This is a genomic window from Flavobacterium ajazii (genome assembly GCF_010614725.1).
In the GTDB taxonomy this organism is placed as follows: Bacteria; Bacteroidota; Bacteroidia; order Flavobacteriales; family Flavobacteriaceae; genus Flavobacterium; species Flavobacterium ajazii.
The window spans coordinates 201,951-215,208 of record NZ_JAAEHL010000008.1 but is presented as its reverse complement, the minus strand read 5'-3'; the positions used below and the strand labels follow the sequence as shown (position 1 = coordinate 215,208).

Here is a 13,258-nt window from a genome sequence, read left to right as displayed (position 1 = left end):
ATTTTAAGGTTAACCGTAAATTGTCGATTTTATAAACTATTTCAATAAAAAACCTAAACGAATAGAACCGTAAAAATATCCTGTATTGGTATTGGTATCAGGATCTTTGAGTTCTTTTCCGCGGTAAATAAAGGAATATGATATATTGAAATTATTGTGACGATACTTTAAACCGGCTTCGGCATTAAAACGTAAAGGTACCAGATCAAAAGTCAACGGACTGGTATCACTGAACATACTGCCTTGAATAGTAGCATCATAAAACTGATAATTGACACTTGGCATCGCATAAAAGTAAAACTCCCTAATATTATACTGAGGTTCATAACTTACCGAAGCATCATGCAAATTAGAATCGTAAACCGGCAGTAACTTTTTAAATCCAAAACGGGTTAAAACACCTGTAGAAATACCTGTAAAAACAGTTCCCAAATTGGCTTCCGACTGAAAATGGATATCTACAAAATCATGATGTTTTGTTGGAAATAATTTCTTCGAATACATAACATGAGCCTGCACCGCCAATGCATTATGAAGCTGGTTTTCCCAACCATACACTTCTTTGTACCCAATGAAATGATGAAAACTCTCCTGCACTTCTTCACCAAAAGCATTCGGTCCTATAAACCCCAATTGAAAATCAGTTTTTAAAACCGATTCACTTTTGTAAAAAAAACTGCGTCCTGCTTCTGCAAAAAGATAGCCTGTGAAAGGTCGATCATTTATCGCAACAGCTTCCTTATTAATAAATCTTGGATTATAAATGTACTGTCCAACTCTAAATTCGGTAATTTCTTTACTGATTTTTTCATTTTCGTTTTTCGACAAAAACCGGTAAAAAAGCTCCATCCCGTTTGTGTAATACATATCATATTTAGACGAAGTATATAAATCATTATCAGAGATAATACCAATTTCAGCTTTTCTCCCCTGGGCAAAACCAAAAGCTGTTATCAATATGAAAAGCAGAAAAAAGCTTTTTTTACTTTCCATCATAATTTATTTTACCAACTGCACGCATTTCGCGAACAATTCTTTCTTTTCTTCTCACAATATAACTCGAAGATCCGGTTGCCTTAAATTTTCTTGGATTTGGTAAAATAGCGGCAATTCCGGCTGCCTGCATCGGTGTCAGACTAGAAGCATCACGTCGGTACCAATGCTCAGTTGCAGCATAAGCCCCGTAAACGCCGTCTCCCATTTCGATACTGTTCAGATAAACTTCCATGATACGTTCTTTACCCCAGATGATTTCAATCAGAACGGTAAAATAAGCTTCCAGACCTTTGCGGAAATAACTTTTTCCCTGCCAGAGAAAGACATTTTTGGCTGTCTGCTGCGAAATCGTACTTCCTCCACGAATTCTGCGTCCACGCGCATTGCTTTTATAGGCTTTTTGAAGCGCTTTAAAATCGAAGCCGTTGTGATACAAAAAAGTAGCATCTTCACTGGCAATAACTGCTTTCTGAAGATTTTTCGAAATTTTTTCAATCGGTTCCCAGTCGTGATCAAAATAAACTTCTTTACCTGCCATTTTATTTTCAATCGCACGAATCAGCATCAATGGCGTAAAAGGTACAGGTACGTATTTAAAAATTATAACCGATGCTATTGAAAGTCCAAAGAACCACAACATGAGTTTAATAAAAAACCATTTTATTTTTTCTCCCCAAGAGCGGTTTGACTTCTTTGAAGCTGGTTTAGATTTACTTGCGGTTGTTTTTTTTTGTATTGGTTTTTTAGTTGCCATTATATTATATCTGCTAATTCTGTTCCTATTAAACTGCCTATTGCCACTCCCATTCCGCCCAAACGCACTCCACAAAACACGTTTTCAGATAGTTGCGACACAACAGGTTTTTTACTGTTTCCGACTCCCATAATACCGCTCCAACGATGAGCAATCCGGAAATCCTGATTTGGTAAAATTACATTTTTCAGCAAATCTTCCAATTTATTTTGTACAATTTCCGTTTGTCCAAATTCAGTAGTATTTTCAGTTTCAAAATCTAAATTTCTTCCCCCTCCAAGCAAAATTCTGTCATCGATATTTCGGAAATAATAATACCCACGGTCTAAATGAAAAGTTCCCCTAATATCCAAATTTGGAATCGGTTCTGTAATTAAAACCTGTGCTCTTGCAGGCTGTACAGCACCTTTTGTCAAAGCATTGGCAAATCCATTAGTTGCAAAAAGTATTTTGTGTGTCTTAAAACTAAAATCATTTAATACAACTTCAACATGATTGCCGGCATCGGTATAAGAAGTTACTGTTTGCTTATTCAGAATTAAGACATTAGCGGCAACAGCCTGTTTCAGTAATTCCTGCATCATGTTTCCAGTATCAATTTGTGCTTCAAACGGATTAAAAATCAAATACTCCTGAATATTTTTAAACTCAAAACGGTCAATTTCTTTGGTAAAAACTTCTGCTTTAAAAACTGGCTTTAAAACTTCATTGATAAAAGGAATTTTAGAAATACATTCATTAAAACCCGATTCATCCTCTTTCAAAAACAATTCATAACCACCATAAGGCCTAAAATCTACAGCATCATCCCCCAGTCTTTTTCGCAGCAGCTGCAAACCCTTCCAACGCTTTTCTATCAGTTCGACAACATCTTCTTCTGTATGTGTTTTTAAATCTTCCATAATTTCAGAAATACTTCCAAAACAGGCAAACCCGGCATTTTTTGTACTGGCTCCCTGAGGCAGCATTCCTTTTTCTAACACGAGAATTTTAGCTTCCGGAAATCTTTCGCGTAAGCGCAATGCTGCATGAAGTCCTACAATTCCACTCCCAACTATGGTATACTCTACATTTGTAAACCAGTTTTTTAACTCCCAATAACTAAGTTCCATCTGCATTTTTATTAAATTCCAAATTTTAAATTCCAATCTTGGTGTAAATTACAATTTTTTAAATTCCAAATTCCAATCTTCAGACAAAATTCCAAAAACTTAATCTTCAAGAACTTTGTATGGCTGAGCGGAATTGAAAGCTTCGACTCCGCTTAGGAAAACCGTTTGGAATTTAGAATTTAAAAAATTGGAATTTCTTGTTTAAACTTTAACAATTATTGTGGTTTTAAATTTAACTAATCGGAGCTTAAATGTTGTATTTTTAGCGTCACGAAAATTAGATTTTTTATTATGAAAAAAGTATTATTTATAACCTTAATAATGATGAGTTTAAACACTATCGGACAAAATGTAATGTCGCAGGAATTACTATGGAAATTAGGAAGAGTAACACCACTTGGACTTTCGAAAGATGCTAAAAATATTGTTTTTAAGGTTTCTATCCCTTCTGTAGAGGAAAACAAATCAAACTCGAAATATTACATTTTACCAGTAAATGGAGGAAATACAACTGAAATCAAAGACACTAAAGAGTTTTTAACAGATAAAAACATTTCGCCAGACGGAAAATTTTTAGCGTATAATGAAGAGGTAAAACTGGAAAAAGTTTTAGGAAAAGATTTTTATCCAAATCTTGATAAATCGGATGCACAAATTTATGATGGTCTGGACTATCGTCATTGGGATACCTGGAATGAAGGAAAATTTAATCATGTTTTTTATAAGGAAAACAAAAACGGAGCAAAAGGAATAGACATTTTAAAAGATGAAAATTTTGACAGCCCGCAAAAGCCTTTTGGAGGCGACGAAGATTATATCTGGTCCCCGGACAGCAAAAGCATTTTGTATGTGTGCAAGAAAAAAGCAGGAACTGATTATGCCGTTTCTACAAACACAAATATTTATGAGTATAATTTAGAAACTCAAAAAACAGTAAACAGAACTGAAGACAATTTGGGTTACGATACGGCTCCGCAATTTTCTCCAACAGGGAATTTATCGTGGCTGCAAATGAAACGTGACGGCTACGAGTCTGATAAAAATGATATTATTGTTGAGTTTAAAGGAATCAAACAAAACTTAACAGCAAACTGGGACGGAACTGTAGACAATTTTATCTGGAGCAAAGATGGAAAAAATGTCTATTTTGTAGCACCTGTTGACGGTACAAAGCAGCTTTTTATTGTAAATTTTCCGGGTTTAACTAAAATTGCAATCAATGTTCGCCAAATCACTAACGGCGATTTTGACGTCAATGATTTAATTGGGTTCGCTGGTGATGATATTATTGTAACACGTTCTGATATGAATCACGCTTCAGAAATTTATTCTTTTAATTTGAAGAAAAATACCTGGAAGCAATTATCAAATGTAAACACAGCAACATACAAAACTTTAGCCCTAAGCAAAACCGAAAAGCGTTATGTAACGACAACTGACGGCAAAAAAATGCTGGTTTGGGTAATTCTGCCTCCAAATTTTGATGCTTCAAAAAAATATCCAACTTTACTGTTCTGTCAGGGAGGGCCTCAAAGCGCATTGACACAATCGTATTCTTTCCGTTGGAATTTTTCTTTAATAGCTGCCAAAGGTTATATTGTTGTAGCGCCAAATCGTCGTGGAATGCCGGGTCATGGTGTAGCATGGAACGAGCAGATCAGTAAAGACTGGGGAGGTCAGGTTATGGATGATTACCTGTCTGCTATTGATGATGTTGCCAAAGAAAACTACGTTGACAAAAGCCGTTTAGGATGTGTGGGTGCAAGCTACGGAGGATATTCAGTATTTTATCTGGCCGGAATTCACAAAAACCGTTTTAAGACTTTTATAGCTCATGACGGTGTTTTCAATACACAAAGTATGTTTGGAACAACCGAAGAAGTTTTCTTTAACAATTGGGATTTTGGCGGCGCTTATTGGGAAAAAGACAATTCCGTTGCGCAAAAAGCATACACTACTTTTAATCCCGCAACTTTGGTTGGAAACTGGAACAAACCTATCTTAATTGTTCAGGGAGGAAAAGATTTCCGGGTGCCGATTGGTCAAAGTCAGGAAGCTTTTCAGGCAGCGCAGTTAAGAGGTATCAAAAGCCGATTTCTTTATTTCCCTGATGAAAATCACTGGGTTTTAAAACCTCAGAATGCGCAGGTTTGGCAAAACGAATTCTTTAAATGGCTCAGCGAAACCCTTTAATAAAAAACAAATAGAACCGGCCACAGATTTACAGTCTGTGGCCTTATTTTTTAAAGAAAGTTTGGCTTTTTAAAACAGAAAATATTGAATAAATTGCAGTAATCATTTCTAAAAATAAATTCCTCAATACCTAATTCATGGAGAGCAAAAGAAGCTATATGCCTATTAAAGTACTTTTCGGATATCTTACCCTGGTAGGATTAGTAGTAGTTGTGGGATGGTTTTTATATTCTGAAAATAAGGTTTATAATCAATTGGAAAACAAGATTGCTCATGAAAAAACCAAAATTCTGAGAGTCAGCAAGCTTTTCTCAAACGTCTATAAAACCGAAAGTCTGGCAAGAAAAACAATTCAGACCAATTCTGAAAAAGATTTTAAAAATTATCTGATTGAAACAGATTCACTAAAATCAAGGATTGACACGCTAAAACAGATTGTAACCACCGAATATCAAAAGGTTTTATTAGATAGTGTAACGTATTTATTATCTGAAAAAACAAATAATATCAGACAATTAAAAACGATAAAAAATAAAGCAGACGACGAGGTTTCTGTAAATACGGCCATCGATGAAATTACCAAGATGGAGTTTAAACTCCGAAAACTGGAACTTCAGGATTTTACCCAAAATCCAAATGAAATGGGAAGTTATCAGCGTAGCGTATTGCAGAAATATGTTGATTACCTCAACCAGAATATTCCTGATGACAGCACCAACACTTTAAGTAAAAAAGCTTCTGATTCAATTTTAGCAAACTCAAAAAAGCTTTTAAGCAATGTAAAACTTAAAGCTGAAAAGAAAAAGGAGTCCCTGAATTTAGAAGAAAACAAACTCCTTAAAAATGAAATTGCAATCTCGGAACAACTTCGAAAAGTACTTCGTATTATTGAAAGAGAAATTATTATCAACTCAATCAAGAACAATTCATTAAAAGAAAAATCACTTAAAAAAGTGAATGAAATCGTTACAGTTTCAGCCATTGTTGGATTGCTTCTAACTGTTCTTTTTTCGATTATAATTGTAAGCGATTATTCTAAATCACAGTTGTATAAAAAACAGCTGGAAATTGCCAATTTTAAAACTAAGAACCTTCTAAAAAGCAGGGAACAGCTTATATCAACGGTAAGTCATGATTTAAAAACTCCGTTGAGTACAATTGTAGGATATTCAGAACTTTTGGGTAATTCTGAAGTCAATACCAAACAGTCCTATTTTATTAAAAACATAAAGAATTCTTCTGAATATATTACCCAGCTGGTTAAGGATTTATTGGATTTTTCTCAAATAGAAGCCGGAAAAATTACGATTGAAAAAGTTCCTTTTTTACTCCCTGAAATCATTGATGAAGTTGCTAAAAGTATACAGACCGTTTATAAACAAAAAAACATTGACCTGATTATTAATGCTGATGAAAAGCTGAATTCTAAGATTGTTGGCGATCCGTTTCGTCTAAAACAAATTTTGAGCAATATTATCGGAAATGCCTATAAGTTTACTGAGCAGGGTTTTATAAGAATCAGTGCTTATGTTGCAGAAGACAATAACTTTTTTGCCATTACCATTGAAGATTCGGGTATTGGAATCGAAAAGGAAAATCAGAAACTGGTATTTGAAGAATTTACTCAGGCGAATGAAAACATCGAAAAAAAATATGGTGGAACAGGTTTAGGGTTGGCAATCTGCCAAAAAATCATTTCGATCTTAGGCGGAAAATTAAAGCTTGAAAGTACATTTGGAGAGGGAAGTACTTTTAAAATTAAACTGCCCCTGTTATTTGATACGAGTGTAAGCCTGCCAGATCCGGAATCAAAAGAAATTATTCCTACCTCTGAAAAATTTACTTTTATTGTTTTGGATGATGATATTAATTTACTGAATTTGACCAGCACCGTTTTAAAACAACAGGAACATCAGGTTTTATCATTTACAAGTGCAGCCGAAGCACTGAAAACTATCCAGAATACTGATTTTGATTTCATTATTACGGATATTCAAATGCCCGAAATTGATGGTTTTTTGTTTGTTAAAAAATTGAAAAACGAAACTGATACATTTTATAAAAACCAACCTGTTATTGCCATCACAGGAAGAACAGATTTAGATTTTTCTACTTATACAAATGCCGGCTTTTCGACAGTAATAAACAAACCTTATTCTCCAAAAATCTTAATTGAAGCTATACAGAAAGTTCTAGACAACACTATAACTTTTGATAATAAAATTGTAAAAACCGAAGAGGGAATTTCTTCAAAACCCTATTCTTTAGAAACTTTAAAAGAGTTTTTAGGAAACGATGCTGCATCAGCAAAAGAGTTTATTGAATCATTTATAGAAAGTACAAAGCAAAATTTAAATGCTTTGAAAAATGCAGTTCAGAAAAAAAACATAGCTGAAGTAAATGCAATCAGCCACAGAATGGCACCAATGTTCAGACAAATTCAGGCACACGAAATTGGGGAAATCCTGAACAAATTAGAACAAAACACTTTGAACAATTCAGATTTGGAATCTCTTTTTGACAATTTAAAAACCAAAATAGACTTGCTTTTTGAAAGTCTGAAAAAAGAAAATCTTTAATCAATATTGTACTGCTTCAGTTTATTGTAAAGCGTTTTTCGGGTTATCTTTAAAAGCTTTGCTGCTTCAGATTTATTATTTTGGGTTCTGGATAAAGCATGAATAATGGCTTCTCTTTCATTATCCGATAAAGAGAAGCTATCTGAATTACCTCGTTTTTCTGTTTGAAAAAATTCGATTGGTAAAACATCACTTTCAATGAAGTCTCCCTGAGATAAAAGTGTAGCACGTTTAATACAATTTTGAAGTTCCCGTAAATTTCCCGGCCAGCTGTATTTTTGAAAAATGGCTACCACTTCCGGTGAAAAACCAATAATATCTTTATTTAGCTGTTGATTTGCTTTCTCTAAAAAGTAATCTGCAAAAACCATCAAATCTTCACCTCTGTCTGTTAATGAAGGAGATTGGATCGAGAACTCATTAATTCGATGATACAAATCTTCACGAAAATCTCCGTTTTTAACCGCTTCACGCAAATCTTCGTTGGTTGCTGTAATTATCCGGATATCAACATTGATTTCTTTATTGCTTCCAACCGGTTTTATTTTTCGTTCCTGAAGTGCTCTTAACAACTGAATCTGATTTTCATAAGAAAGGTTTCCTATTTCATCCAAAAAAATAGTTCCGCCATTTGCTGCTTCAAAATAACCTGTTTTATCACTTATTGCTCCGGTAAAAGATCCTTTTAAATGCCCGAAGAATTCACTAGCCGCTAATTCTTTCGGGATTGCACCACAGTCAACAGCTATAAAATTATTGTTTTTTCTATGGCTTTGTTGGTGTATACTTTTAGCAATAATTTCTTTTCCAGTACCGCTTTCACCAATAATCAATACCGACATATCGGTAGGACTTACCAGTTTAATATGTTCTAATAATTTTTTGGAAGCAACAGAAATTCCTTTTACAAACTCATTTTCAGCAGAAACCTGTTTCTTTGGAACTTTTTTTTCTTTTATAGCTTCTTTTTCAATTGGAGTAGTTTGCAATGCATTTGTAATAACCAATAAAACTTCGTCAGGATTAAATGGTTTTGAAATATAATCTGAAGCTCCATTTTTTATGGCCTTTACGGCAGTATTTACATCTGAGTAACCTGTCATAAGTATAACAGGGATTTCTGGATGCGCCGTTTTAAATTCAGACATTAAAACAATACCGTCTGCATCAGGCAAACGAAGATCTGTCAAAATCAAATCAAAAGATTCTTTTTTGATATATGACCGTGCTTCATCTGCTGAGAAAGCAATAGTTACATCAAATGCTTTTTTTACCAGAAATTTTTCTAATAATTTGCAGAATGAAATATCGTCTTCAATTAATAATATCTTTGGCATCGCTTTTTGGGACTTTTTTGCTAAAATACCACTATTAATACAGTATTTTCACAAAATTATGCAAAAAAAGAGACTGCTATGAGCAATCTCTTTTTCACCAAAAACATAAATCTAATTCACCTAATTATATTTTTAACCAGTTTCCATTGGCATCCGAATAAACAGTAGCCTTCTGGTCTCCAACTGATATATCTAATTTGTATTCCTTTTTTTCGTTTACATATGCTTTGTCCAGTTTAGCACCAGGATAAGCAGTTTCAAGAGCTGTTTTTACAGCAGCAGGTACTTCATCTGTTTTAATTTCAGTATATGCTGACTGAAAATTTACAGTAGTTTTTACGGTTTCTGCATCATTAGCTGTTGATGCGTAAATAGATAAGCTTCCAAGGATTATCGCTGCTGATAAGATTAACTTTTTCATAATACTGAGTTTTAAAAATTATTTTTTAATGATGTTTCCTGATTCGTCTGTAAAAATGGTATACTTTTTATCTCCACTGGAAATCTCAAGTTTATACTCGTTTTTTTGATTTTTGTAAGCTTTGTCAAGCTTCGTATTCGGAAAAGATTTTTCAATCGTAGATTTTACAGCTTCCGGAACTGCATCAGCAGTAACCTCTGTATATTCATCCTGGATGTTTACCGAAACAACCGAAGCTGTTATTGCCGGAACAGCTGCCTGAACCGATAACCCTCCCAGAATAATTGCTGCAGATAAGATTAGCTTTTTCATAATTAGTTGTTTTTATTTGAGTTATTTTTTAAGGATATTTCCCTTGTCGTCTGTATAAACAGTAGACTTTTCACCTCTTACTGTTATTTCAACTTTATACTCTTTTTTATCGTTTACATATGCTTTTTCAAGTTTCACTCCCGGATAAGCATTATCTAAACCTGTTTTAACCGCTGCAGGCACAGCATCAACTTCTTTATATTCATCCTGAAATTTTACAGTTTCAATAACTGAATTTATTGAATTTAATGTAGCTGCCTGAACTGACAGCCCTCCTAAAAGGATCGCTGCCGATAAGATTAACTTTTTCATAATAATATTTTTTAAAGATTATTGTGATTATTTTTTGATCCAAGTTCCGTCTGCATTTGCAAAAAGATTACCTATTTTGTCACCAACAGCAACATCTAATTTATATTCAGATTTTGCATTTTTATAAGCTTTTGAAAGTACGGCATCCGGATACGCTTTTTTAAGAGCATCAGTAATAGCTGTTGGTACTTCTTCTAATTTAATTTCTGTATATTCATCCTGAACAGAAGTTGCTTTTACGATAGTATTTGAAACTGGAGAAGTTGATGCGAATGAAGTGAAACCTCCCAAAACGATTGCGGCTGATAAAAATAAATTTTTCATAATGTGTATATTTTAAATTGATAATTGTTTTTACACATGAGGTAAAGAAATTATTATGCCGTAACTTAAAACACATACACAAAACATCCTAAAGTACTACTTTTAAAGGAATTAAGCAAAGAAACATTCTTTTTTAAGAGTATTCATTTGTGTGTAATTTTAAAAACATAGTGTGTAAAAAGTATACAAAAAAAGAGTTTCTGTGGTGATTGTATCTATTTTCAGCAAAACTTTATACTTTACAATTTTGTTCAAAAACACATAAAATAAGAATTTACTTTCGAATATTTCCTTTCTTTTTTAGACAGAATAAGAAACACCATTTTACAGATGTTAATTCAATTTTATACAATTTGAAATATTAACCTTACTTTTTCAATCAATCGTTTGATAAACAGAAATTTAAGAAGCATATTTTAATTAAAAAAAATCATCTTAAATAGGCATATTATCAAAAAAAACATCGTCTGACCTTTTTTTTCACATAATTGCCCACATTGAGGGTAGAATTGCGTCCAACGCCTTAATTATTAACATTTATATCGTAATTTTACGTCAAATTTTAAAAATTGTAATTTAAATGAAAAAATTAATACTATTACTTGTTCTAATTGCAACATTGGGGAAAGTTAACGCTCAGACAAGCATTGGTGAAAGTTTAACAAATGTAGATTTCAATAAATGGTCTATCGAATTTGCTGGTGGGATCAACAAGCCAGTTCAGCCAATGAGATACTACACGGAAAAGGTAAGTCCGTACGTTGTAGATCTCGGTGCGAGATATATGTTTAACACTAAATTCGGTTTAAAAGCTGATTTGGGTTACAACAGTTTTCAGGAAGGAAAAGGATCAGAACCTTTTGACACAAAGTATTACAGATTTGATATCCAGGGTGTGTCTAATTTAGGCCGAATTATGGATTTTGAAACCTGGACTAACACTGTTGGTTTATTATTACATACGGGATTTGGAGCCGCATATTTTGAAGACAAAAATTCTTCATTAGACGACCTAATGATCAACTACATGCTTGGTGTAACAACACAAATTAAATTATCAGACAGATTAGCACTGACAGCTGATTTCACAACAATTTTTAACGCACTTCAGGAATATACCTATGATGGGGCAGCTAAAAACACTGAAAAAAGTAAAGGTTTTACAGGAGCTTTATTTAATACTACTTTAGGTTTAACAGTATATTTGGGTAAAAATCAAAAACATGCAGACTGGATTATCCTTGCTGACAGAGAAGCTACTGATTTAAAAGACAGGGTTGACGAACTTGAAAAAATGCTGATAGATTCTGATAAAGATGGTGTAGCTGATTACTTGGATTTAGAACCAAATACTATTGCAGGACTTATGGTAGACTCTAAAGGAAGAGCTGTTGACAATAATAATAACGGAATACCTGATGAATTAGAGCGTTACTTAACAAAAACGTATCCTAGAGCTACAAGCGGTGATGACCCTATAAGTGATAAAGAATCAATTACAAAATTTGTTAACGGAGGTTATGTTGCAGCTTATTTCGACTTCAACAAATCAACTCCAACGGATTCTTCTTTAGACGGAATTAACTTTGTATTAAATTATTTAAGAAACAACCCTTCAGCTACTGTTGAAATTACCGGTTATGCAGATGAGATTGGAAATTCTGCATACAACGAAAAGTTAGCAAACGAAAGAGCAGACAATGTGAAAAACATTTTAACGAAAGCTAAAATTGCTCCTGAAAGAATAACTGTTACAAGTGGAGGTATAGATGCTTCTGTAGACAAGGATTCTGCTTTGGCTAGAAAATTAGCAAGAAGAGTTACTTTCAAAATTAAGAACTAATATTAGCTAATTAAAGCTTACAATCAAAAGCTACATCAATGAAGATGTAGCTTTTTTTATACTGAAAAGTTGGATTTATAATTACACGATAAAAAACCGCATATTACTGTGCGGTTTTATCTTTATCCAAATATCTTTTAATTTGCAAACTATTATTAAAAATAAATAGTTGTTTCAGGCATCAAAACTTTCAGTTTAGCTACAGATTCTTTACTCATCGGATTCCCAACCAGGATTAGAGTTTTGAGTTGTTTTAAATACTTAATTTCTTCCGGCAGCTCTTTTAGTTTATTATTGGCCAAATTCATACTTACTACATTTTTCAATTGACCTATTTTTGGAGAAATCTGCGTTATGACATTATCGCTTATATTCAGATATTCAATATTTTTTGACTGAAATACTGTTTCAGGAACTTTTACAATACGATTTTTTTGTAATTCTAAATATTTCAGATATTTCGGTAATTTCATTTCTCCTAAATCGTTAATTTGATTGGAAGAAAGATTCAGGTATCTTAAGTTTTTTATTTTGTCTAACCGATCAGAAACATTACTTATCTGATTACTGTGCAGATTTATTTCTTCCAGTGATGGTAAGCTTAAAAGCGCTTCAGGAAAAACATTTAAATTATTGGAGTCAAAATGTACAATCTTTAAGTTATTAAGTTTTGAAATTTCTGAATTTATAGCCGTCAGACTATTAAGATTCATCGATAATGTTTTTAGCTTTTTCAACTCGCCAATTCCATCCGGAATAAATCGGATACTATTTTCGTTTACATTCAAAATTTCGAGTTCTTTTAGAGAGAATATTACTTTATCCATTTTCTCTAAATGATTTGCCATTATATTCAGAAAAAAAAGGGAATCCATTTTTGCAAGATCTGGAGGAAGGTTGTATAATCCTTTATCCCTAAAACTCATACTGTAGACCGTTTTTTTACTTAAAAGCGCCATATCAATATCGGTATATGTAGGATACTTAACCGGATCAATTTGTGCTTTTACATTAGAGACTGAAAAAACAATTGCAATAAATAAAAGTATATTTTTCATATATGTAATTTTTTATT

General features: G+C 33.1%; 12 protein-coding genes. 3 read left to right on the top strand and 9 right to left on the bottom strand.

All coding sequences use genetic code 11. The annotated features are described in order from the left end of the window. Positions 1-36: 36 nt before the first annotated feature. The 3 genes from GWR14_RS15785 to GWR14_RS15775 are packed head-to-tail and all read right to left on the bottom strand — an operon-like array spanning position 37 to position 2,862. Positions 37-993, bottom strand: a complete 957-nt coding sequence (locus GWR14_RS15785; protein ID WP_163410040.1) for a lipid A deacylase LpxR family protein — start codon at positions 991-993, stop codon at positions 37-39. Further along, positions 983-1,750 carry a monofunctional biosynthetic peptidoglycan transglycosylase gene (gene mtgA, locus GWR14_RS15780; protein WP_187356537.1) on the bottom strand — a complete coding sequence of 256 codons (768 nt, stop codon included), beginning with the start codon at positions 1,748-1,750 and terminating at the stop codon, positions 983-985. Before mtgA ends, GWR14_RS15785 begins: the two co-directional genes overlap by 11 nt. Beyond that, positions 1,750-2,862 (bottom strand): NAD(P)/FAD-dependent oxidoreductase, encoded by a 1,113-nt coding sequence (locus GWR14_RS15775; RefSeq protein WP_163410039.1) that lies wholly within the window; start codon positions 2,860-2,862, stop codon positions 1,750-1,752. The genes mtgA and GWR14_RS15775 overlap by 1 nt, the downstream gene beginning before the upstream one ends. A 291-nt stretch (positions 2,863-3,153) precedes the next feature. On the opposite strand from GWR14_RS15775, the gene GWR14_RS15770 reads away from it, so the two are divergent. Further along, positions 3,154-5,055 (top strand): S9 family peptidase, encoded by a 1,902-nt coding sequence (locus GWR14_RS15770; protein WP_163410038.1) that lies wholly within the window; start codon positions 3,154-3,156, stop codon positions 5,053-5,055. 137 nt (positions 5,056-5,192) lie between these two features. Beyond that, the gene (locus tag GWR14_RS15765) at positions 5,193-7,634 is read left to right on the top strand and encodes a hybrid sensor histidine kinase/response regulator (protein ID WP_163410037.1); all 2,442 of its coding nucleotides are present in this window, start codon (positions 5,193-5,195) and stop codon (positions 7,632-7,634) included. Here the strand turns inward: GWR14_RS15765 and GWR14_RS15760 are convergent. The 5 genes from GWR14_RS15760 to GWR14_RS15740 form a co-directional block, all read right to left on the bottom strand. Next, complete coding sequence (locus tag GWR14_RS15760) at positions 7,631-8,971, bottom strand: sigma-54-dependent transcriptional regulator (protein ID WP_163410036.1); 1,341 nt, start codon at positions 8,969-8,971, stop codon at positions 7,631-7,633. The two genes, GWR14_RS15765 and GWR14_RS15760, sit on opposite strands and share 4 nt — an antisense overlap. A gap of 124 nt (positions 8,972-9,095) precedes the next feature. Beyond that, positions 9,096-9,392: a hypothetical protein gene (locus tag GWR14_RS15755; RefSeq protein WP_163410035.1), complete on the bottom strand. Its 297-nt coding sequence runs from the start codon at positions 9,390-9,392 to the stop codon at positions 9,096-9,098. Between the two features lie 18 nt (positions 9,393-9,410). Beyond that, a complete protein-coding gene (locus tag GWR14_RS15750) occupies positions 9,411-9,704 on the bottom strand; it encodes a PepSY-like domain-containing protein (RefSeq protein WP_163410034.1) in 294 nt (97 codons plus the stop codon). Between the two features lie 21 nt (positions 9,705-9,725). Beyond that, on the bottom strand, positions 9,726-10,016 hold the full coding sequence (locus tag GWR14_RS15745; protein WP_163410033.1) for a hypothetical protein: 291 nt from the start codon (positions 10,014-10,016) through the stop codon (positions 9,726-9,728). 27 nt (positions 10,017-10,043) lie between these two features. Next, entirely contained in the window at positions 10,044-10,340 is a 297-nt protein-coding gene (locus GWR14_RS15740; RefSeq protein ID WP_163410032.1) for a hypothetical protein, read from the bottom strand. Positions 10,341-10,920: 580 nt separating this feature from the next. Between GWR14_RS15740 and GWR14_RS15735 the strand changes: the two genes are divergently transcribed. After that, positions 10,921-12,183, top strand: coding sequence for an OmpA family protein (locus GWR14_RS15735; protein WP_163410031.1), 1,263 nt, complete (start codon positions 10,921-10,923; stop codon positions 12,181-12,183). Positions 12,184-12,338: 155 nt separating this feature from the next. Here GWR14_RS15735 and GWR14_RS15730 read toward each other — a convergent pair whose 3' ends face one another. Next, the gene (locus GWR14_RS15730) at positions 12,339-13,241 is read right to left on the bottom strand and encodes a leucine-rich repeat domain-containing protein (RefSeq protein ID WP_163410030.1); all 903 of its coding nucleotides are present in this window, start codon (positions 13,239-13,241) and stop codon (positions 12,339-12,341) included. Positions 13,242-13,258: the final 17 nt, after the last annotated feature.

What these genes read in the sequence shown, in the direction of transcription:
- GWR14_RS15730 (WP_163410030.1), bottom strand. Translation starts at nt 13,241, where the DNA reads ATGAAAAATATACTTTTATTTATTGCAATTGTTTTTTCAGTCTCTAAT.
- GWR14_RS15750 (WP_163410034.1), bottom strand. Translation starts at nt 9,704, where the DNA reads ATGAAAAAGCTAATCTTATCTGCAGCAATTATTCTGGGAGGGTTATCG.
- GWR14_RS15785 (WP_163410040.1), bottom strand. Translation starts at nt 993, where the DNA reads ATGGAAAGTAAAAAAAGCTTTTTTCTGCTTTTCATATTGATAACAGCT.
- GWR14_RS15740 (WP_163410032.1), bottom strand. Translation starts at nt 10,340, where the DNA reads ATGAAAAATTTATTTTTATCAGCCGCAATCGTTTTGGGAGGTTTCACT.
- GWR14_RS15775 (WP_163410039.1), bottom strand. Translation starts at nt 2,862, where the DNA reads ATGGAACTTAGTTATTGGGAGTTAAAAAACTGGTTTACAAATGTAGAG.
- GWR14_RS15765 (WP_163410037.1), top strand. Translation starts at nt 5,193, where the DNA reads ATGGAGAGCAAAAGAAGCTATATGCCTATTAAAGTACTTTTCGGATAT.
- GWR14_RS15770 (WP_163410038.1), top strand. Translation starts at nt 3,154, where the DNA reads ATGAAAAAAGTATTATTTATAACCTTAATAATGATGAGTTTAAACACT.
- GWR14_RS15755 (WP_163410035.1), bottom strand. Translation starts at nt 9,392, where the DNA reads ATGAAAAAGTTAATCTTATCAGCAGCGATAATCCTTGGAAGCTTATCT.
- mtgA (WP_187356537.1), bottom strand. Translation starts at nt 1,750, where the DNA reads ATGGCAACTAAAAAACCAATACAAAAAAAAACAACCGCAAGTAAATCT.
- GWR14_RS15760 (WP_163410036.1), bottom strand. Translation starts at nt 8,971, where the DNA reads ATGCCAAAGATATTATTAATTGAAGACGATATTTCATTCTGCAAATTA.
- GWR14_RS15745 (WP_163410033.1), bottom strand. Translation starts at nt 10,016, where the DNA reads ATGAAAAAGTTAATCTTATCGGCAGCGATCCTTTTAGGAGGGCTGTCA.
- GWR14_RS15735 (WP_163410031.1), top strand. Translation starts at nt 10,921, where the DNA reads ATGAAAAAATTAATACTATTACTTGTTCTAATTGCAACATTGGGGAAA.